The organism is Flagellimonas nanhaiensis, from assembly GCF_003382275.1.
Taxonomy (GTDB): Bacteria; Bacteroidota; Bacteroidia; order Flavobacteriales; family Flavobacteriaceae; genus Flagellimonas; species Flagellimonas nanhaiensis.
This window is the reverse complement of sequence record NZ_QTJX01000001.1, coordinates 1,242,037-1,261,338: the sequence shown is the minus strand read 5'-3', so window position 1 is coordinate 1,261,338 and position 19,302 is coordinate 1,242,037. Positions and strand designations below refer to the sequence as shown.

General features: G+C 40.3%; 19 protein-coding genes. 8 read left to right on the top strand and 11 right to left on the bottom strand.

The window, feature by feature from the left end; all coding sequences use genetic code 11:
- Positions 1 to 169 precede the first annotated feature (169 nt).
- The 4 genes from DX873_RS05745 to DX873_RS05730 all read left to right on the top strand — a co-directional run bounded on the left by DX873_RS05745 (position 170) and on the right by DX873_RS05730 (position 7,825).
- The gene (locus DX873_RS05745) at positions 170 to 1,927 is read left to right on the top strand and encodes an IPT/TIG domain-containing protein (protein WP_147296610.1); all 1,758 of its coding nucleotides are present in this window, start codon (positions 170 to 172) and stop codon (positions 1,925 to 1,927) included.
- 369 nt (positions 1,928 to 2,296) lie between these two features.
- Positions 2,297 to 4,156: a DNA topoisomerase IV subunit B gene (locus DX873_RS05740; protein ID WP_116183535.1), complete on the top strand. Its 1,860-nt coding sequence runs from the start codon at positions 2,297 to 2,299 to the stop codon at positions 4,154 to 4,156.
- Positions 4,157 to 4,181: 25 nt separating this feature from the next.
- Complete coding sequence (locus DX873_RS05735; protein WP_116183534.1) at positions 4,182 to 6,806, top strand: DNA gyrase/topoisomerase IV subunit A; 2,625 nt, start codon at positions 4,182 to 4,184, stop codon at positions 6,804 to 6,806.
- Positions 6,807 to 6,868: 62 nt separating this feature from the next.
- Positions 6,869 to 7,825: a sterol desaturase family protein gene (locus tag DX873_RS05730; RefSeq protein ID WP_116183533.1), complete on the top strand. Its 957-nt coding sequence runs from the start codon at positions 6,869 to 6,871 to the stop codon at positions 7,823 to 7,825.
- Here the strand turns inward: DX873_RS05730 and DX873_RS05725 are convergent, their stop codons facing one another.
- From DX873_RS05725 to DX873_RS05715, 3 genes are read right to left on the bottom strand one after another with little or no spacing between them, the layout of a single operon-like run.
- Positions 7,826 to 8,644 carry a TerC family protein gene (locus DX873_RS05725; RefSeq protein WP_116183532.1) on the bottom strand — a complete coding sequence of 273 codons (819 nt, stop codon included), beginning with the start codon at positions 8,642 to 8,644 and terminating at the stop codon, positions 7,826 to 7,828.
- 2 nt (positions 8,645 to 8,646) lie between these two features.
- Positions 8,647 to 9,024 carry a DNA topoisomerase IV gene (locus tag DX873_RS05720; RefSeq protein ID WP_116183531.1) on the bottom strand — a complete coding sequence of 126 codons (378 nt, stop codon included), beginning with the start codon at positions 9,022 to 9,024 and terminating at the stop codon, positions 8,647 to 8,649.
- 46 nt (positions 9,025 to 9,070) lie between these two features.
- On the bottom strand, positions 9,071 to 9,466 hold the full coding sequence (locus tag DX873_RS05715; protein WP_232520869.1) for a helix-turn-helix transcriptional regulator: 396 nt from the start codon (positions 9,464 to 9,466) through the stop codon (positions 9,071 to 9,073).
- 300 nt (positions 9,467 to 9,766) lie between these two features.
- Here DX873_RS05715 and DX873_RS05710 point away from each other — a divergent pair, with 300 nt between their 5' ends.
- The 3 genes from DX873_RS05710 (at position 9,767) to DX873_RS05700 (ending at position 11,985) form a co-directional block, all read left to right on the top strand.
- The gene (locus DX873_RS05710; protein WP_116183529.1) at positions 9,767 to 10,867 is read left to right on the top strand and encodes a M14 family metallopeptidase; all 1,101 of its coding nucleotides are present in this window, start codon (positions 9,767 to 9,769) and stop codon (positions 10,865 to 10,867) included.
- Positions 10,868 to 10,968: 101 nt separating this feature from the next.
- Positions 10,969 to 11,448, top strand: coding sequence for an Lrp/AsnC family transcriptional regulator (locus DX873_RS05705; protein WP_116183528.1), 480 nt, complete (start codon positions 10,969 to 10,971; stop codon positions 11,446 to 11,448).
- Between the two features lie 21 nt (positions 11,449 to 11,469).
- On the top strand, positions 11,470 to 11,985 hold the full coding sequence (locus tag DX873_RS05700) for a DinB family protein (RefSeq protein ID WP_116183527.1): 516 nt from the start codon (positions 11,470 to 11,472) through the stop codon (positions 11,983 to 11,985).
- Between the two features lie 9 nt (positions 11,986 to 11,994).
- Here DX873_RS05700 and DX873_RS05695 read toward each other — a convergent pair whose 3' ends face one another.
- Both DX873_RS05695 and aroB read right to left on the bottom strand, forming a co-directional pair.
- Positions 11,995 to 12,333 carry a hypothetical protein gene (locus DX873_RS05695; RefSeq protein ID WP_116183526.1) on the bottom strand — a complete coding sequence of 113 codons (339 nt, stop codon included), beginning with the start codon at positions 12,331 to 12,333 and terminating at the stop codon, positions 11,995 to 11,997.
- 97 nt (positions 12,334 to 12,430) lie between these two features.
- Positions 12,431 to 13,486: a 3-dehydroquinate synthase gene (aroB, locus tag DX873_RS05690; protein ID WP_116183525.1), complete on the bottom strand. Its 1,056-nt coding sequence runs from the start codon at positions 13,484 to 13,486 to the stop codon at positions 12,431 to 12,433.
- A 90-nt stretch (positions 13,487 to 13,576) separates the two neighbouring features.
- Here aroB and DX873_RS05685 point away from each other — a divergent pair, with 90 nt between their 5' ends.
- Entirely contained in the window at positions 13,577 to 14,746 is a 1,170-nt protein-coding gene (locus DX873_RS05685; protein WP_116183524.1) for a proline dehydrogenase family protein, read from the top strand.
- Between the two features lie 5 nt (positions 14,747 to 14,751).
- On the opposite strand, the gene DX873_RS05680 is transcribed toward DX873_RS05685, so the two are convergent.
- The 6 genes from DX873_RS05680 to porX form a co-directional block, all read right to left on the bottom strand.
- Positions 14,752 to 15,123 carry a DUF4258 domain-containing protein gene (locus DX873_RS05680; protein ID WP_116183523.1) on the bottom strand — a complete coding sequence of 124 codons (372 nt, stop codon included), beginning with the start codon at positions 15,121 to 15,123 and terminating at the stop codon, positions 14,752 to 14,754.
- Between the two features lie 5 nt (positions 15,124 to 15,128).
- Positions 15,129 to 16,328, bottom strand: a complete 1,200-nt coding sequence (locus tag DX873_RS05675) for an alanine dehydrogenase (RefSeq protein ID WP_116183522.1) — start codon at positions 16,326 to 16,328, stop codon at positions 15,129 to 15,131.
- A 41-nt stretch (positions 16,329 to 16,369) separates the two neighbouring features.
- Entirely contained in the window at positions 16,370 to 16,813 is a 444-nt protein-coding gene (locus DX873_RS05670; protein ID WP_232520868.1) for a hypothetical protein, read from the bottom strand.
- Between the two features lie 186 nt (positions 16,814 to 16,999).
- On the bottom strand, positions 17,000 to 17,134 hold the full coding sequence (locus DX873_RS19140) for a hypothetical protein (protein WP_262510993.1): 135 nt from the start codon (positions 17,132 to 17,134) through the stop codon (positions 17,000 to 17,002).
- Positions 17,135 to 17,308: 174 nt separating this feature from the next.
- A complete protein-coding gene (tsaE, locus tag DX873_RS05665) occupies positions 17,309 to 17,725 on the bottom strand; it encodes a tRNA (adenosine(37)-N6)-threonylcarbamoyltransferase complex ATPase subunit type 1 TsaE (protein ID WP_116183520.1) in 417 nt (138 codons plus the stop codon).
- Positions 17,726 to 17,731: 6 nt separating this feature from the next.
- A complete protein-coding gene (gene porX / locus DX873_RS05660) occupies positions 17,732 to 19,276 on the bottom strand; it encodes a T9SS response regulator signal transducer PorX (protein ID WP_116183519.1) in 1,545 nt (514 codons plus the stop codon).
- Positions 19,277 to 19,302 lie beyond the last annotated feature (26 nt).

Here is a 19,302-nt window from a genome sequence, read left to right as displayed (position 1 = left end):
GTCTCAAGTCTCAAGTCTCATATCTAGCATCTAGCATCTCACATCTAACATCCATGACCTAATCCATCAATTCAAATCGGGCATTCGTCCATTGGCAGGGCAAAACCACGGTCAAAATCCAGAATTTAGGGGTTTAAGACAATTTTTGAACCCAAAAAATCAATTGACCATGAAAAAAAAGATACTGTTCGGCCTATCGCTCTTGGCCCTAATTTTTTATGTCTCCTGCGGAAAGGATGATGACCCGACGCCCGACCCGGAAGTGTCCATTTCGAGTTTTAGCCCAGAAATGGGAGAACCCGATGCCGAGGTGTCCATCATTGGAAAAAACTTCAACACCAAGGCCAGTGCCAACACGGTGAAGTTCAACGGCACCACGGCCACGGTGACCAGTGCCACGGCCACACAGCTCAAGACCACTGTACCAAATGGTGCCACCACGGGCAAGATCACGGTAACGGTGGGCAGCAGTACCGCCACCAGTAGTTCTGACTTTACAGTATTGGAACCACAGCCTGCTCCTCAGATAACGGGCTTTTCACCACCTATCGTGACCAAAGGGGACTTTGTGACCATTGAAGGCTCCAATTTTGGGTCAGATAACCAACAGATATCCGTATATATCAATGAGGTGCAAGCTTCTATAGATTGGTTTAATACAGCCCAAATTAAGATTCAAGTGCCAGCAGATGCCACTACCGGAAAGATCAAAGTGGTTGTAGGAGACCAAACAGCAACAAGTTCGGAGAACCTAATAATAGTTTTCTCCCCATCCATTAATGGTTTTAGTCCCAAAGAAGGTGAATGGGGAACCAAGGTGGTTATAGACGGGGCAAACTTCAGCGATACGGGGAACACCGTTACCATTAATGGGGTAGAGGCGGAGATTGTCAACGAAAGCAGCAGCCAGATAGAGGTCAATGTACCTGAAAATTCCAGGACAGGCCCCATTGTGGTATCAACGTCTTATGGCAACAGTATCGATAGCGATGAAGACTTTACCGTTTTCCATGGCAGCTGGACCCAAATTGCAGATTTTGGGGGAGGAATCCGTAGGGATGCCACTGCATTTGTATTAGATGGGGTGCCATATGTTGGTTTAGGCACAGGAGGAACGCTAATACCTGATATGGATTTTTGGACCTATAACCATGAGAGCGATGAATGGATAGATTTGAATTTGGATTTTTCCGGATATGGGCATATAGGTAATTCTAGTTTTGTAATAGGCCAGAAAGCATACATTACCCCGGGATTTCTTATGAATACTGGATACGGCTCCGATTTTTGGTCATTTGAACCATTGGAGTTTACCTCGATCATTGATATTTTTGAGGGTATCGCAAGATATAATGCAGTTGCATTTAGTATTGGGACCAAAGGGTATTATGGGACAGGTAATGGCGAAGGGGGAGTTTCTCTCAAAGACTTTTGGGAGTATAATCCCGGCACCGGAGATTGGATCCAAAAAGCGGATATGGGTGGTGAAACTGATCTGCCAAGGTATGCAGCTATTGGGGTGGCACTTGAAGAGGAAGGAAAAGGTTATGTTGGCGGAGGATATTCCGTTAACCAAAATGACGATCATGTTCCAGTCAAGGATTTTTGGGAATATGATCCAAACATGGATAGTTGGACCCGCAAAGCAGATATTGGAGGCCTGGAAGCACCAGTCAGAGCTTCCCCAACTGCATTTACCATTGGGAATAAGATTTATGTGGGATTAGGGTATGATGACAATGACAACAATTTATATGATTTCTGGGAATATGATTCCACTACAGATACTTGGGTAAAAGTTGCCAACTTCCCAGGTGCACCTAGAGAAAAGGCAGTTGCATTCGTACTTGATGGCAAGGCCTATGTGGGATTGGGTTATGATGGAGATCAACTTTCTGATTTCTGGGTCTTTGATCCCGGTAATTGATTATAAAATATAATGATGGTAGTTTTTTAAGTTTTTGGGCGCCCTTCGGGGCGCTTTTTTCTTTTTAGACCCTAGAACAATGAACAATGAACAATGAACAATGGACAATGGACAATGAACAATGGACTTCAGCTATCTTAGTACTCACATCTCACATCTCACATCTCACATCTCATATCTCATATCTCATATCTCATATCTCATATCTCATATCTAGCATCTAGCATCTAACATCTAACATCTAGCATCTAGCATCCATGTCTAGTATCTATTCTCCCAGTATCAACACCCCCTGTTGATTACTTTCTATTGGGATTCCTTTTATTTTTGCCCCTAAATTTTATATTAGCAAGGATTAACCCTTAACTAATGGCACAGACCCAATATACCGAGGATAATATTCGTTCGCTGGATTGGAAGGAGCATATTCGTATGCGTCCCGGAATGTACATTGGAAAGCTGGGGGATGGTTCTTCCGCAGATGATGGTATTTATATTTTGCTCAAGGAAGTCATTGATAACTGTATTGATGAGTTCGTGATGGGGGCTGGTAAAACCATTGAAATCAACATCAAGGAAAATACGGTCCATGTTCGGGATTATGGCCGGGGAATTCCTTTAGGAAAGGTGGTGGATGTGGTTTCCAAAATGAATACTGGAGGAAAGTACGACACCCGAGCCTTTAAGAAATCCGTTGGATTAAATGGGGTAGGGACCAAGGCGGTAAATGCGTTGTCCACCTACTTCAAGGTAGAATCCACTAGGGAAGGAAAATCCAAATCCGCAGAATTTGAAACAGGTAACCTGGTTAATGAAGAGCTCTTGGAAGAGACTTCAAGACGCAGGGGTACCAAAGTAAGTTTTGTTCCGGACGAATCCATTTTCAAAAAATATAAATATCGGAATGAGTATGTGGAACGCATGCTCAAAAACTATGTTTATCTAAATCCTGGTCTGACTATTGTTTTCAATGGAGAAAAATTCCATTCAGAGAACGGATTGAAGGACTTGTTGGAGGATAACAACAATACAGAGGATTTTCTATACCCTATCATCCATCTGAAAGGAGACGATATAGAAGTGGCCATAACCCATAGCAAGACACAATATAGTGAAGAGTACCACTCTTTTGTAAATGGTCAGCATACCACCCAAGGAGGTACGCATCAAGCTGCTTTCCGGGAAGCTATTGTAAAAACGGTCCGGGATTTTTACGGCAAGAATTATGATGCTTCCGATGTAAGGAAATCAATAATTTCTGCCGTGTCCATAAAGGTTATGGAGCCGGTTTTTGAAAGTCAGACCAAAACTAAATTGGGTTCTACGGACATGGGAGGGAATTTACCCACCGTCCGTACCTATATCAACGATTTCATTGGAAAATACCTCGACAACTACCTACATAAAAATCAGGAAACGGCTGATGCATTGCAACGAAAGATTGTACAGGCCGAAAAAGAACGTAAGGAGTTGTCCGGTATCCGAAAGTTGGCAAGGGAACGTGCCAAAAAAGCTAGTCTCCACAACAAGAAACTTCGAGATTGCCGTATCCATCTCCAAGACATGAAAAAAGACCGTAGGTTGGAGACCACTCTTTTTATTACGGAAGGGGATTCTGCTTCAGGTTCCATTACTAAATCCAGGGATGTTAATACCCAGGCGGTGTTCAGTCTACGAGGAAAACCACTGAATTCCTATGGAATGTCCAAGAAGATTGTTTACGAAAATGAAGAATTCAATCTTTTGCAAGCTGCCTTGAACATTGAGGAGTCCATGGAAGACTTGAGGTATAACAATATTGTGATTGCCACAGATGCTGATGTAGATGGAATGCATATTAGATTGCTACTGATTACATTTTTTCTACAGTTTTTTCCAGAACTGATTAAAGAGAACCACCTTTACATTCTCCAAACGCCGTTGTTTAGGGTGAGGAACAAAAAGGAGACCATTTATTGTTATAGTGATGAAGAGAAGAGGGATGCCATTCAAAAGCTTTCTGGAAAACCTGAAATAACCCGCTTCAAGGGGTTGGGTGAGATTTCTCCTGATGAGTTCCAACATTTTATTGGAGATGACATAAGGTTGGAGCCTGTAATGCTGGACAAGGCGATGAGCATAGATAGTCTATTGAAATTTTACATGGGAAAAAATACACCGGACCGTCAGGAGTTCATCATCAACAATCTTAAAGTAGAGCTTGATTTAATAGAAGAAAACCAACTATAAACCAAATAAATAGAGCCCCTTCTGAATGGAAGAGAATGAAGAACTGAACGAAGAAGGTTTAGAAAGCCAGGACACCCTTACCAAGGTAACGGGAATGTACAAAGACTGGTTTTTGGACTATGCCTCCTATGTAATCTTGGAACGTGCTGTGCCGGCCATTGAAGATGGATTTAAGCCCGTGCAACGCAGGATTATGCATGCACTGAAGGAATTGGACGATGGTCGTTACAACAAGGTGGCCAATGTTGTGGGGCACACCATGCAGTACCATCCTCACGGAGATGCCAGTATTGCTGATGCCATGGTACAGATTGGCCAAAAGGACCTATTAATTGACACCCAAGGAAACTGGGGGAACATTTTAACGGGAGATGGTGCAGCGGCCCCTAGGTATATAGAAGCTCGACTGTCGAAGTTCGCGCTAGATGTGGTTTTTAGCCCAAAAATTACTGAATGGCAGTTGTCTTACGATGGGCGAAAAAAGGAGCCCATAAACCTTCCGGTAAAGTTTCCATTATTGTTGGCACAAGGTGCGGAAGGTATTGCTGTTGGACTTTCCACAAAAATTCTCCCGCACAATTTTAATGAGCTTATCGATGCTTCCATTAAACACCTAAAAGGCCAACGTTTTAAATTGTTTCCTGATTTTCCCACGGCAGGCATCATAGATGTAACCAACTATAACGAAGGTATGCGGGGCGGTAAGATCAGGGTCAGGGCCAAGATTTCCACCTTGGATAAAAATACCCTGGTAATCAATGAAATTCCCTATGGTACCAATACCTCTAGTTTGATTGATTCTATCCTTAAGGCCAACGACAAAGGAAAAATCAAAATCAAAAAAATAGAAGACAATACCGCTGCTGAAGTAGAGATTTTGGTACACCTGCCAAGTGGTATTTCTCCGGATAAAACCATTGATGCCCTATATGCTTTTACATCCTGCGAATCTTCAATTTCTCCCTTGGGGTGCATCATTGAGGATAACAAACCTTTATTTATCGGAGTAAGGGAAATGTTGGAGCGCTCCACTGAAAACACAGTGGAATTGCTTAAAGCAGAATTGGAAATTCAACTGAACGAATTAGAGGAGCAATGGCATTTTGCTTCCTTGGAACGCATCTTCATTGAAAACAGAATCTATCGGGATATTGAAGAGGAAGAGACTTGGGAAGGGGTCATAGCAGCTATAGACAAAGGTCTTAAACCGCACACCAAGAATCTGAAAAGGGCAGTTACAGAGGACGATATCGTACGTTTGACGGAGATTCGCATCAAACGTATATCCAAGTTTGATTTGGAAAAAGCCCAACAGCTTATTGAAAGTTTGGATGAGCGGATAGCTCAAACCAAACATCATTTGGAGCATTTGGTGGATTATGCCATTGATTATTTCAAGGAACTCAAAAAGAAATATGGCAAAGGGCGTGAGCGAAAATCTGAAATCAAGATTTTTGATGATATCGAGGCCACCAAGGTGGTCATTCGTAACACCAAACTGTATGTAAATAGGGAAGAAGGTTTTATTGGAACATCGCTGCGTAGAGATGAGTATGTTACCGACTGCAGTGACATAGACGACATCATAGTCTTTACCAAAAAGGGAGAAATGATGGTCACCAAAGTGGATTCCAAAACCTTTATTGGAAAGAACATTATCCATGTGGCTGTTTTCAAGAAGAAGGACAACCGCACCACTTATAATATGGTGTACAAAGATGGTAAGGGTGGGCCTAGTTATATAAAAAGGTTCAATGTTTCTGGGGTAACCCGTGATAAAATGTACAACCTTGCTGGAGGTAAAGCTAGTGCAGACGTACTATATTTTTCAGCTAATCCCAATGGTGAGGCTGAGACAATCACAGTGCTCTTACGCCAGTCCGGAAGTATCAAAAAATTGAAATGGGACCTGGATTTTGCAGACGTGCTGATCAAAGGAAGAGCGTCTAAAGGGAATCTGGTTACCAAATATGCCGTAAAACGTATTGAACTCAAAGAAAAAGGTGTATCCACATTGAAGCCCAGAAAAATCTGGTTCGATGATGTGGTAAGCCGCTTGAATGTGGATGGCAGGGGAGAACTGCTTGGTGACTTCAAAGGAGACGACCTGTTATTGATCGTTGAGCAAAATGGAAAGGTAAAAACAGTGCCCCCGGATTTGTTGATGCGATTCAATGAGGATATGATCGTCTTGGAAAAATGGAATCCGAAGAAAGCACTTTCCGTAGTCCATTATGATGGTGAAAAAGAACGCTATTACCTTAAACGGTTTTTAATTGAGAACCCAAATAGGGAGGAGCTGGTCATTTCGGAACATCCAAAATCTTTCTTGGAGTTGGTTTCTACCGACTGGAGGCCAGTAATTGAAATAGAATTTTCGAAACCCAGAGGAAAGGATGCCAAACCGAATCAGCAAGTCGATATTGAAAATTTCATAGCCATTAAGGGAATTAAGGCAATGGGAAATCAATTGACCGCAGATAAAGTGAAGAATATTAATGCATTAGAACCTTTACCTTTTGAAGAACCCAAAGAACAGGTTCCGGAAGAGATTGAGGTGGTTGGAGAAGAGCCCGTGGACGCCCCTTCAGATAATTCTGACAACACGGAGTCTGCAGATGGAAATACTGATCAGCCTACTTTGTTTTAATGCTTATTATGGTTAGCTTAGGCCCAACAAAATTCTAACCATCACTGTATAACCCCCACTTTATGGATTTTACCAACCCGTTGATTTACGGCGTGCCGGTCTTTATAATTTTTATTCTTGTTGAACTTGCGTACAGTAAAACACATGGGGATGATAAACTGTACAATTGGAAAGACTTGGCGGCAAGCGGTTTTATGGGAGTAGGTTCCGCACTATTGGGCCCGTTGTTCAAGGTTATTTTCGCTATAGTTCTTTTTGAATCGGTTTACGAGCTCTGTAATCCTATGGTAGATGGAGCTAGACAAAACCTTCTAGGTTACGCTTCATTCGGATATGCGTGGTATGTTTGGTTATTATGTCAATTGGCTGATGACTTTACCTATTATTGGTTCCATAGGGCAAATCATGAAATTCGAATACTTTGGGCAGCGCATATCGTACATCATTCCTCGGACAACTATAATTTAGGAACTGCCGTTCGTAACGGATGGTTTACAATTTTGTACAAACCGCTCTTTTATATGTGGATGCCGGCGATAGGCTTCCCTCCAGAGATGGTTTTGATTTGTTTGGGCGTAGAGGCCTTGTGGCAATTTCAGTTGCATTCGGTCTACATACCCAAGTTGGGATTTTTGGAAAGGATTTTCAATACGCACACTATGCACCAGGTGCACCATGCACAAAATGTGGAGTATCTAGATAAAAATCACGGTGGATTTCTGAACATCTTTGATAAGATGTTTGGGACATGGAAAGAGTTTGATGATAAAATAGATGTGAAATACGGAGTGATTCATTCTCCGAACTCATACAATCCAGTTGTCATTCTCACCCATGAATTCAAGGATATTTGGAACGATGTCAAAAAATCCAACAAAATCTCCGACAAACTCATGTACATTTTTGGCCCTCCAGGCTGGAGTCATGATGGAAGTACCTTGACCGTAAAACAGCAGCAAAAACTTTTCAAGGAACACAAAAAGCTAAACCCTGAGCTTGAATATGAAAGACCTAACTAGTTAGGGTTTTTCTACAATATCCTCTTCATGACGTTTTTTGTTCTTCTTCATCCGTAGGTCTAAAAACTCTACCATTAAAGAGAATGCAATGGCAAAATAGAGGTACCCTTTTGGAATTGCACCTACTTCGTTATCAAACACCACCAAGTGAGATAGATGTGCTGCTTCTGCAATAAGCATAAACCCGATGAGAATCAAGAAAGACAGTCCCAATACTTGGATTGAAGGGTGTCTGTTGACAAAATTGCCGACAGGGTTTGCAAAAAGCATCATGATGATGACAGATACTACAACCGCTGTAATCATTAAAATGAGGGCATCATTTGGGTTGGGAGATATACCATTGGTCATACCTATGGCGGTCAAAATGGAATCAAATGAAAAAACAATATTGATTACCGTAATTTGAATAATAGCATTTGTTAGAGAGGACGAGCGGGATTTGGTTACCTCGCGTTCATCGTGACCCCGGTCTTCCACCTTCTCATGAATTTCCTTGGTGCTTTTGTACAACAAGAAGAGTCCGCCAGCAAATAAAATAACTGCTTGCCAGCTGATACCACCAGTAATCCAGGATTGATCAATGACCAAAAAAGGCTTTTTCATGCTGGTCAGCCAGGTAATACCGAACAGCAAAACAATACGCATGGCCATAGCTAGCGCCAGTCCTAGATTTGTAGCTCTGGCTCTGTCTTTCTTTTCCAGCTTTCCTGCTGCAATGGAGATGAATATAATATTGTCTATCCCAAGGATAATTTCCAAAAAGGTCAAGGTCAACAGTGCCATCCAGGCATCTGGACTAGAAAAAATTTCAAACATGGTCAGTGTGTTTTAAATGCGGTTCCTTTAAACTTCCTTTTATCGCCGATGGCATTATATTCAAAAGTATATGAAGAATCGGAAGTAGTCAATATTTTAATATGGATGGATTTTTCCTCTGCCATACTCTTAGGATTGATGTTCCTTAGAATATATTCACAATCATTGATCCACCGTATGGAAGAGGTATCTTGTTTTCCTTCAAAATAGTCAATCTCTATGTCCTCGGTTCTATGAAAGATGGTCGTTTTTTCTTCACCGTCGATAACGGTGGTAAATGAAAAATCTCCAGTTTTAAAATCAGAACAATTACGTTGAGGAGGCTGTTGACATCCAAATAAGAAAATGAAAACAGCGCCAATAAGTAGAAATCTTGCCATGGGACGCAAGGTAAGAGGAAAGAAACAAATTTAGAAAGTTGATTACTTAATTTTTTTCACTGAAAGATTCAAATGTACCATCCGTATAAAAAATCATGACACGGAGCACCTTTTTGTCCAACGGCTCTAATATTTTTTTTTCAGGAGCTTTTTTGTTTTCATTCTTTGGAGTTGATAAGTCTTCGTAGAATTCCAAAGTGGGGGAGGTGTCTTTTGGCGCTGTACTTGGAAACTCACCTTTGCCATGCAGCAACCAGTACAAATCTATTTCGGGATAGGTATTGGTCAATTTCATTACAAAATCCAGACTGGGTTTATTTCTTCCGCTTAGAAGATGGGAGATGCTTGATCGCTGCACGCCAATCTTGTCAGCAAAGGAAGAAATGGTCAGCCCATAGTGCTCCATAACGACTTTAACCCTATCTAAAATTGACTTGTCCACAAATGTAATCGAATTGAATGTAAAGTTACTAAAGTGTAGTTTGATCTACAAACAAATCGTTTTCGTAATTGGTATAATACATAAACTATCACATTATATAAAGTATTATAATTAACTCTTAACATGATGTTTAAATAAAATCAATAGAATTATTTTATGTTACACTTGCTCATGATTACAATTGTATCGCAAACCAATAACTAAAGACGATACAATTGTAACAAGACTTTAAAAATTGATGTTACATTTGTGACGCTTCTTTAATTTACTTTTGTAACCATCTTTAAAGACGGTTTTAGATTGGGATATTCAAAATTCAAGGAGCACTCGGTTAACGGAAGATATGTAACGCTTGAAAATCTTCAAGAGACATGGCTCAATTCGCTACCCTCAACACTAATATCTGAGGTTGGGAAATCTGTAGAAGGTAGACCCATTTATTCTATCCAAATTGGAAAGGGCACCAAAAAGATTTTGATGTGGTCGCAGATGCATGGAAATGAATCGACCACTACCAAAGCAGTTTTGGACTTGATGAACTTCTTAAAAGATGAGAAAGCTTCAAAGTTGCTTAGGGAAGAATGTACACTTTTGATTATTCCGATACTAAATCCCGACGGGGCAAAAGCATATACCAGGGTCAATGCCAACCAAATCGATTTAAATCGTGATGCTAAAAACCTCACCCAGCCAGAAAGTGTAGCCCTTAGACAGGTTTTTGAGGCATTCAGTCCGGATTACTGCCTTAACCTCCACGATCAACGAACCCTTTTTAGCGCCGGTAATACAGATAAGCCCGCCTCGGTGTCTTTTTTATCTCCCGCTGCCAATGCAGAACGTGAAATTACTCCATCTAGGGAGATGGCGATGCGATTGATAGTGGCCATGAATACCATTTTGCAGCAAAAGATTCCTAATCGGGTGGGGCGATATGATGATTCATTTAATGATAATTGCGTAGGCGATGCATTTCAGATGAGAGGGGTGCCCACGATTTTGTTTGAGGCTGGACATAGTCCAAAGGACTACAATCGAGAGAAAACCCGGGAATACATTTTTATTGCCTTGATGGAATGCCTTAAAAGCATTGCCTCAGATACTATTCTGGAATACGATGTTGAGGATTATTTTACCATTCCAGAAAACAAGAAACTCTTTTATGACATTTTGGTGGAAAACCCTAGAGTTTTAAACTTGAATCTTAATGACAAGGATAAAATAGGTATTCGTTATAAAGAGGTTTTGAATGAAAATACCGTAGAATTTATCCCGGAAATCATCGAAATTGGCTCATTAGAAGGTTATTACGGTCATGAAGAATATGATTGTATTGATTCTGAGCAACTTAAAACCTTGTCGGCCATGAAGGAGGTTCTTAAACTTATTCAAGAAGCGAAATAGAAACAGTGATTTTGACTTTTTCTTGCATTTTATTTAAAAAAAAAGCAATTCTGTTACGTTTATTTTCTTAATTCACTAATTTTGCTGAAAATACTAACACCATGAGCAAAGTAAAATTAGACGAAATTGACCACCAGATTCTGGATATGTTGATTGACAACACCAGGACTCCTTTTACAGATATAGCCAAAAAATTATTGATTTCTGCCGGAACCGTCCATGTTAGGGTAAAGAAAATGGAAGAGGCAGGTATCATCAAAGGCTCGTCGTTGACATTGGATTATGTTAAGCTGGGATATTCGTTTATAGCTTATGTTGGAATATTTTTGGAAAAGACCCATCAGACCAAGTTTGTATTGGAGCGCCTAAATCAAATTCCTTATGTTACTGTGGCACATATCACCACAGGGAAATTCAATATTTTCTGTAAGATCAGGGCAAAAGATACCACCCATGCCAAAAACATCATCTTCAAGATAGATGACATTGATGGTATTAGCAGAACTGAGACCATGATTTCATTGGAGGAGAGCATCAACGATAAAAAACGTTTGATGCACACCATTTTCAATGAACTGTAACCACAAGATTTTTTATTGCTTATGAAACCCTCGGATTTAAACCCCGAAGAGTATAACCCTTATTACCATAACTATATCCTTTCAGTAGGAGAGGTAGAACTATTGCACGAGTTGGTTGTGGGGAAAAAACTTTTTCATGAACTGATCAATAACATTCCTGAAGTTAAGTTGGGTTTTGCATATGCTGAAGGAAAATGGACTCTGGCCGAGCTGCTGATGCATATTATTGATGCAGAAAGGGTTTTTCAATACCGGGCATTACGTTTTGGGAGAAATGACAAAACCCCGTTGGCAGGATTTGACCAGGATGATTATATTCCGGAATGCAATGCCGGAGGCAGGTCCAAAAAGGATTTGTTGGAAGAGTACGCAGCGGTGAGGGAATCCACCATCAAACTATTTCAATCTTTTGATGATGAAATGCTCAAGCGAGTTGGCAATGCCAGTGGTTCGGATATGAGTGCTCGCGCAATGGGATTCATCATTTGCGGTCACCAGGCCCACCACTTGAAAATCATCAAAGAAAGATACCTTTAGCGTAAAAATTTACAATAAGCCTTCGTTTTCATTGTCCGTTTCAGACTCAAAGTCTGAATCATTCATTTGGTTGTCATCGTCGCTAAGAACAGCTTCCTTATCTGTGCCCTTATCAAGTTCTTTTACTATAGCTTCTTCAAAGTTTGAAATAAAGTTTGAAAGACTTTTACTGATTTTTACCAAATAGATGGCTTCGCTGGTTTTCACTTCAACCGCTTCAATAATTTCACCACTGGGTTTTTTAAGTGTGATGATATCATCGTCACCATATCCGTAGGGATAAGAATCTATTAGGGCCGCTGCAGTTTTGTGGTCTAATTTTTTGTAATCTATCAATACTCGTTTCATAGTTGATGGCTTTTGTTGTTTCTTAACCTAAACTATGAATTTTTGGATTTGACGGATTCAATTAGTTGTAAACGCCGAGATTTAGTATATGTAGTCGCTATTCTTTGTAGTAAGCAAATGCTTTAAGGAAAAGTTCTTCAGGTACTTTAACATCCGTAACTGCCTTGCCAATAGACTGTAACAATACAAAGTTGATATCCCCATGGGAGTTTTTCTTGTCGTATTTCAAGAGCTTCAAAACAGCATCTATATCGTCACTATCGAACTCCACCTTATCAAATTGTCGAAGAAAAGTGTCCTTTATTTCCTGTAACGATAATCTTGGGAGTCCTTTCAGTTCATGTGATAAATAACCTTCCAGAATCATCCCGATAGCGATGGCTTCGCCATGTAAAAGGGTTTGCTTCGAGGGGTTTTCTAAAAAATAGGATTCTATGGCATGCCCTAAAGTATGGCCGAAATTTAAAATTTTACGAAGCCCTTGTTCCGTAGGATCTTGCAACACAACTTCATTTTTGAGTGCAATGGATTTTTGAATGTAATGGGATGCCGAAAAATCGTCCTCCTCTTTCAGCACGGACCAATAATTTGAATCCATGATAAGCCCATGCTTTAGCATTTCAGCAAAACCACTTCTTATTTGTCTTTCCTCCACGGTTTTCAAAAACTCAGGAAAGATCAAAACCATTTGTGGTTGGTTGATGACTCCGATCTGATTTTTCAACGGACCGAGGTCGATTCCGGTCTTTCCTCCAATTGAAGCGTCTACCATAGAGAGCAGAGTAGTAGGAATATTGATGAAGTCAATACCTCTTTTAAAGGTTGAGGCTACAAAACCACCCAAATCGGTCAGCACACCGCCCCCTAGGTTGATCAACAAACTTTTTCTGTCCCCATTGTTATCAGAAAGAGACTGCCATACCTTTTGGCAAGTGTCTATGTTTTTGTTCTCTTCCCCAGACCTAATTTCCAAAATGGTATCGATTCGATACTTGTATTTGTTTTCAAAAACCGGCAGACAGTGAGCCCTGGTATTTTCATCTACCAATAGGAAAATCCTGGAGTAGTTGATTTTTTCAACATGCTGGTTGAGGGCCGCTTCTGCAAGCTCTTCCAGGTGTACCTCGTATGAGTGGGACTTAATGGATTCCATAAAACAAATTACAGTGCTAAATAAGGTTATTTTTATGGATAATTTTCTAGAATACCTACTTATATTTGGTTTGTTAAAAGATTCACAATAATGCATCCAAATTTTGAGAATACAGCAATAGCATTCCAACTAAAAACAGACTCTGAATTAGAACGTGCCTACTTTTTATTCAAACTTATTGCCAATGAGCCCTTGGTACGGATTGGTACTGCGGTAACCAATTTTGCCATTAAGGCACACTTGCCCATAGAAGGGTTGATTAGGGCCACAGTATTTGATCATTTTTGTGGTGGGGTCAATGAAGAGGATTGTATTCCAAGCATTGATAAAATGTTTGACAAAGGAGTGTCCTCTATCCTTGATTATTCTGTAGAAGGAAAAGAAGTCGATAATCAATTTGATTTTGCCTTGAACAAGACACTGGAAGTTTTGGATTTTGTAAAGGAGAAGGATGCCATGCCATTTGCAGTTTTTAAACCAACGGGATTTGGAAGGTTAAAGCTGTATGAGAAAATCAGTTCCAAGGAAAGTTTAAGTGATGAGGAGTCGGCAGAGTGGCAGCGAGTGGTAAACAGATATGATCAGGTATGCAAAAAAGCCCACGACCTTGATGTGTCCTTGCTAATTGATGCCGAAGAGAGTTGGATGCAAGATGCCGCGGATGATCTTGTTCTTGAGATGATGCGCAAATACAACAAACAAAAACCGGTGGTTTTCAATACTGTTCAAATGTATCGATGGGATAGGATGGAGTATCTCAAAAAATTACACCAAATAGCGGAATCGGAAAACTTTAAAGTAGGTTTAAAGGTGGTTCGTGGAGCATATATGGAAAAAGAAAATGAACGGGCCGATGAGCAAGGGTACACCAGTCCAATTTGTAAATCGAAGAAAGAAACCGATGAAAATTTTGATGCTGCGGTGGAGTATATTATGGACCATTTGGATCGGTTTTCAATTTTTGCGGGGACCCATAATGAGAAAAGTTCCTATAAACTCATAGACCAAATGGAAGCTATGAACCTGGAAGTCTCCAATACCCACATCTGGTTTGGCCAGCTATACGGAATGAGCGACCATATTACTTTTAACCTGGCGGAAGCAGGATATAATGTGGCAAAATATGTACCTTATGGTCCGGTCAAGGATGTTATGCCCTACTTGATACGAAGGGCAGAGGAAAATACTTCGGTAGCTGGACAGACTACAAGGGAGCTTACACTTTTGAAGAAAGAAAAAAAACGAAGGGAGCAGGAGTAGAGGAACTAGTTTTGTTCTATCAACTCGATTACCACAACATCCTCACAATTTTTAGCCGTCATCAACAGATTTTTTCCATCAACAGAATTGGCAATGGAGTAGGTTTTGCATGGAGTTGATTTGGTATCACTGCTGCCAAAATCTATATCTCCATCCGTAAAAAAGGATTTGACCAAAACGGTATCCCTAAAGGATAAGGAAAGCTCTTCACCAAATTGTAAAGGTTTAGATCTCATATCCTTCAATACCCGGCAATTTGGAAAATAGCAGAATTCTATACCATTTTCACCGGATTTCTTTTTAAGAAAGAATACTAAGAACACTACACCAATGGACAGTCCAACCAAATACCATCCCAATCGTCGCAAAAATGCCATCTACATCAAAAAATAAGAAAGTTAATATCGTTATAAGTTAGTCCAAACCAATCGCCCACAGATTTGTTCGTTAAAATACCATGGTACATGTATAGGCCGTTCCTCAGTCCTTTGTCAAAACGTAGGGAGTGTTCTAGTCCGCCATCTTCCCCAATCTTAAGAAGATAAGGAGTAAATATATTGCTTATGGAAATGGAAGATGTTCTTGGGTACCTGGATGGGATATTGGGAACACCATAATGAATGACCCCATACTTCTCAATTGTCGGTTTGTTGTGAGTAGTCACTTCGGAGGTTTCAAAACAACCTCCCATGTCAATACTCACATCAATAATCACGGCTCCCTTTTTCATATTTTCCACCATGGAACTGGAGACCACTACGGGTGAGCGGTCCTTTCCCCGGGTAGCACCAATGGCAACATCGCAACGTTTTAGTGCTTTCAAAAGATTTTTGGGTTGAATTGTGGAAGTATAAATGGTCCTGTTAAGACTTGTCTGTAGGTTCCTTAGTTTGGTGATAGAATTATCAAAGACCTTTATATTGGCACCTAGGCCCAAAGCGGAACGTGATGCAAATTCGCCCACCGTCCCAGCTCCAATTATAACCACTTCTATAGGGGGTACTCCGCTGATATTCCCAAACATTAAACCGTTCCCCTTGTTTGTTGTGGCCAGAAGCTCGGAGGCAATCAATATAGAGGAGATGCCGGCGATTTCGCTTAAGGATCTAACGGCCGGGTAGCTTCCACCTTCATCCCTTATGTATTCAAAAGCAACCGCGGTCAATCTTTTTTTGGCCATGGCCTCAAAATACTCTTTGCTCTGTGTCTTTATCTGTAAAGCAGAAATGATGATGGTCTGAGGATTCAACAAGTCAATCTCAGAAAGAGTAGGGGGTTCGACCTTGAGAATGAGCGGACAGGAAAAAACCTTTTTTGTATCCCTGGTTATCTCTGCTCCAGCAGTGATATAGTCATCATCAGAAAAATTTGCACCTTCTCCAGCTTCAGATTCTATAAGTACCCTATGTCCATGTGCAGTAATGGCATTTACAGCATCGGGGGTTAGGCAAATACGTTTTTCCTGATATTGGTTTTCTTTAGGGATACCTATGAACAGTTCGCCCTTCTGCTTAAGAATCTCCAATGTTTCTTCTTGGGGTAAAAGCTGTTGCTTGCTAAATGGAGAGGACGGTCGGTTCATACAATGTAAAAATGAAGGCTCCCTTTAGGGATAAAACAAATTTACATTTTTTTTGAAAGGGTCTGTTGGCGTTGCTCCAGTTTCTCTCTTTCCTTTCGCAGTTCTTCCTTTTCCTTTAAAATCTGCAGTTCGGTATCCATGGCATCCAGATCTATTCCGTGCACGTGCTTGTCAATGAGTTTAACACGGATGAAATATACCACAGGCACTACTACCATGGTGACAGCAATGACATAGAACACTTCGTTTTCGTCAACCTTTTGGGAGCTGTTGGTAAAAACACTGTACAGCTGGAAGCTGTACATGGAAATGGGAATCAGGATTGCATGGTACCACCATTGTTTATTGGTTACGAACCACAAAATCAAAAGTATCAGGGGAATAATTTTGAGCAAATAAAACCAAACCGCGGTACGGGCATCGGCAAATCCGTTTGAAGAAATTTCAAAAAGAATAAAATCCAACGTCTCCGTATCGTTGGGCATGTATTTGTAGCTATAAAATAATACAGGGGACAAGGCTATTACTAGGGTGATAAATCCCTCAATAACAAACCTTTTTCTTATTTTCTTTTGGCCGCGCATACACATATAACTACGGATGCATGGTTTTATTGTATAAAAAAACCCCTCATAAAGAGGGGCTCAAAAGAAATGATCTTTTAATTCTTCTTACTGCTTGCCGATTTTCTTCTTATCTACTTGCACTGTTTGATCTTGATCAACGTCGATAACGTTGGTAGAAACAGCAGTCATCGCCAAAAAAGCAACAGCTAGTAATCCAAAAAATAGTCTTTTAGTGTTCATCGTAAAAGAGTTTTTGGTTAATAAATGAATTCATTTCAATGGCTAATGTAGGAAAAATTCCCGACCCACAATGCATTTTACCGATAAAAATTGCATTTTAACTTATTTTTTCTGCTTTTTATCGACTATTTGCGTACCAGTTGAAACTATTGAAGAAGATATGTGGAATTGCTTTCAATTTTGATTAAACTCGATGGAACGTTTGTTTTCATCGATGAAATGTAAGTAAATACCTACGTTTGATTCTGGAAGCAAAGAAGCAATTTTTTCTGGCCACTCAATAAATATCCAAGACCTCTTATTCAAATAATCTTCAAGTCCCATATCCAAAGCTTCAGTTTCATCCTCTATTCTATAAAAATCGAAGTGATAAGCAAGTACATCACCTTCTTTATTTTGGTATTCGTTCACCAAACCAAAGGTTGGACTGTTAGCATTATCCGCAACACCGAGTTCTTGGGCCAGGGCTTTTATCAATGTGGTCTTACCCACACCCATATCACCATAAAAGCACAATGTTTTGTTTGGAACGGTTTCCAATAAAACCTTGGCAATATCTCTAATTTCCGAGAGCTCAAACTCTGTCTTCACGTCAATTTATTTTGCCTCCAAAACTACAAAAGGAACAATCATTTCTTCCAATGAAACTCCTCCATGTTGATAAGTATTGCGATAATAACCCACATAGTGGTTGTAATTGTTGGGGTAGGCAAAGAACAAATCATTCTTTGCGAAAATATAGCTGCTGCTCAAATTTATATTGGGCAGATGGATTTCCTGTGGTTTTTTGGTGAAAAGGACATCCTTGGATTCAAAAGTCAAACTTCTCCCTGTTTTATATCGCAAGTTTAGACTGGTCTCCCGATCTCCGATGACCTTTGAGGGTTGCTTCACGTTAATGGTGCCATGATCTGTGGTCAAAATCAATTTCATCCCCAAGTTTTGCGCTTGCTGAATAATTTCCAAGAGCGGAGAATTTTTAAACCAACTCAGTGTTAGAGACCTGTATGCTTTGTCGTTTGAGGCGAGCTCCTTGACCACTTCCATTTCGGTTTTGGAATGGGACAACATGTCAACAAAATTGTAGACTACAACAGTAAGGTCGTTTTCTTTTTGGCCCCTGAAATTTTGTGCAAGCTGTTTTCCCTGTTTTAGATTGTTGATCTTATGGTATTCCCATTTTAGGTCAAGCCCCAGACGTTTTAATTGTGCTCCTAGAAACTCCGCTTCAAAAAGGTTCTTTCCACCTTCATCGGTATCATTTTTCCACCAATTCGGATATTTCTTTTCCATATCCAAGGGCATCAAGCCCGAGAAAATTGCGTTTCTGGCATATTGGGTTGCCGTTGGAAGAATACTGAAATAGGAGGCTTCTTGTTTCTTTTTATAATGTACACCCAGAGTTTCTTCAAAGGCCAGCCACTGGTCATACCTTAGATTGTCTATGACCACTAACAATGTTTTGGAGTCCTCCAGTTCTGGCCGAATCCTTTTTCTAAACAAGGTGTGTGACATGATAGGGCCTTCGCCATCCTGAAACCAAGATGTATAGTTTTTGTCAACGAACTTGCTGAACTGTGTATTGGCTTCTACTTTTTGGGATTCCAAGATTTCAAACATTCCCGTGTCCTCAATCTCTTCCAGTTGCAGCTCCCAATAAATGAGTTTTTTATATAGTTCGGTCCATTCCTCACAGGAGTTTACCATGGAGAGGTCCATGGCAATCTGTCTAAATTCTTGCTGATAGTTTGCTGTTGTCTTTTCAGAAACCAACCGAGAGTTGTCCAAACTCTTCTTGAGTGAAAGCAATATTTGGTTTGGATTGACCGGTTTGATGAGATAGTCGGCTATTTTGGAGCCTATGGCTTCATCCATGATGTATTCCTCTTCGCTCTTGGTAATCATTACCACAGGTATGGAGGCGTCATATTTTTTGATTTCGTTCAAGGTCTCCAGACCAGATAGCCCGGGCATGTTCTCATCAAGGAAAACAATATCAAAAAATGACTTTTTTATTTCATCAAGGGCATCTTGCCCGCTTTGACTGGTAACTACTTTGTAGTCTTTACCTTCAAGGAAAAGTATATGGGGTTTCAACAGGTCGATTTCATCATCTACCCATAGGATTGTGATCTTGTTCATATAGTGGTTATCTTTGCGTAATTAAA

Coding starts and splice junctions, on each gene's coding strand:
- DX873_RS05745 (WP_147296610.1), top strand. CDS start 170: ATGAAAAAAAAGATACTGTTCGGCCTATCGCTCTTGGCCCTAATTTTT.
- DX873_RS05740 (WP_116183535.1), top strand. CDS start 2,297: ATGGCACAGACCCAATATACCGAGGATAATATTCGTTCGCTGGATTGG.
- DX873_RS05735 (WP_116183534.1), top strand. CDS start 4,182: ATGGAAGAGAATGAAGAACTGAACGAAGAAGGTTTAGAAAGCCAGGAC.
- DX873_RS05730 (WP_116183533.1), top strand. CDS start 6,869: ATGGATTTTACCAACCCGTTGATTTACGGCGTGCCGGTCTTTATAATT.
- DX873_RS05725 (WP_116183532.1), bottom strand. CDS start 8,644: ATGTTTGAAATTTTTTCTAGTCCAGATGCCTGGATGGCACTGTTGACC.
- DX873_RS05720 (WP_116183531.1), bottom strand. CDS start 9,024: ATGGCAAGATTTCTACTTATTGGCGCTGTTTTCATTTTCTTATTTGGA.
- DX873_RS05705 (WP_116183528.1), top strand. CDS start 10,969: ATGAGCAAAGTAAAATTAGACGAAATTGACCACCAGATTCTGGATATG.
- DX873_RS05700 (WP_116183527.1), top strand. CDS start 11,470: ATGAAACCCTCGGATTTAAACCCCGAAGAGTATAACCCTTATTACCAT.
- DX873_RS05695 (WP_116183526.1), bottom strand. CDS start 12,333: ATGAAACGAGTATTGATAGATTACAAAAAATTAGACCACAAAACTGCA.
- aroB (WP_116183525.1), bottom strand. CDS start 13,486: ATGGAATCCATTAAGTCCCACTCATACGAGGTACACCTGGAAGAGCTT.
- DX873_RS05685 (WP_116183524.1), top strand. CDS start 13,577: ATGCATCCAAATTTTGAGAATACAGCAATAGCATTCCAACTAAAAACA.
- DX873_RS05680 (WP_116183523.1), bottom strand. CDS start 15,123: ATGGCATTTTTGCGACGATTGGGATGGTATTTGGTTGGACTGTCCATT.
- DX873_RS05675 (WP_116183522.1), bottom strand. CDS start 16,328: ATGAACCGACCGTCCTCTCCATTTAGCAAGCAACAGCTTTTACCCCAA.
- DX873_RS05670 (WP_232520868.1), bottom strand. CDS start 16,813: ATGCCCAACGATACGGAGACGTTGGATTTTATTCTTTTTGAAATTTCT.
- DX873_RS19140 (WP_262510993.1), bottom strand. CDS start 17,134: ATGAACACTAAAAGACTATTTTTTGGATTACTAGCTGTTGCTTTTTTG.
- porX (WP_116183519.1), bottom strand. CDS start 19,276: ATGAACAAGATCACAATCCTATGGGTAGATGATGAAATCGACCTGTTG.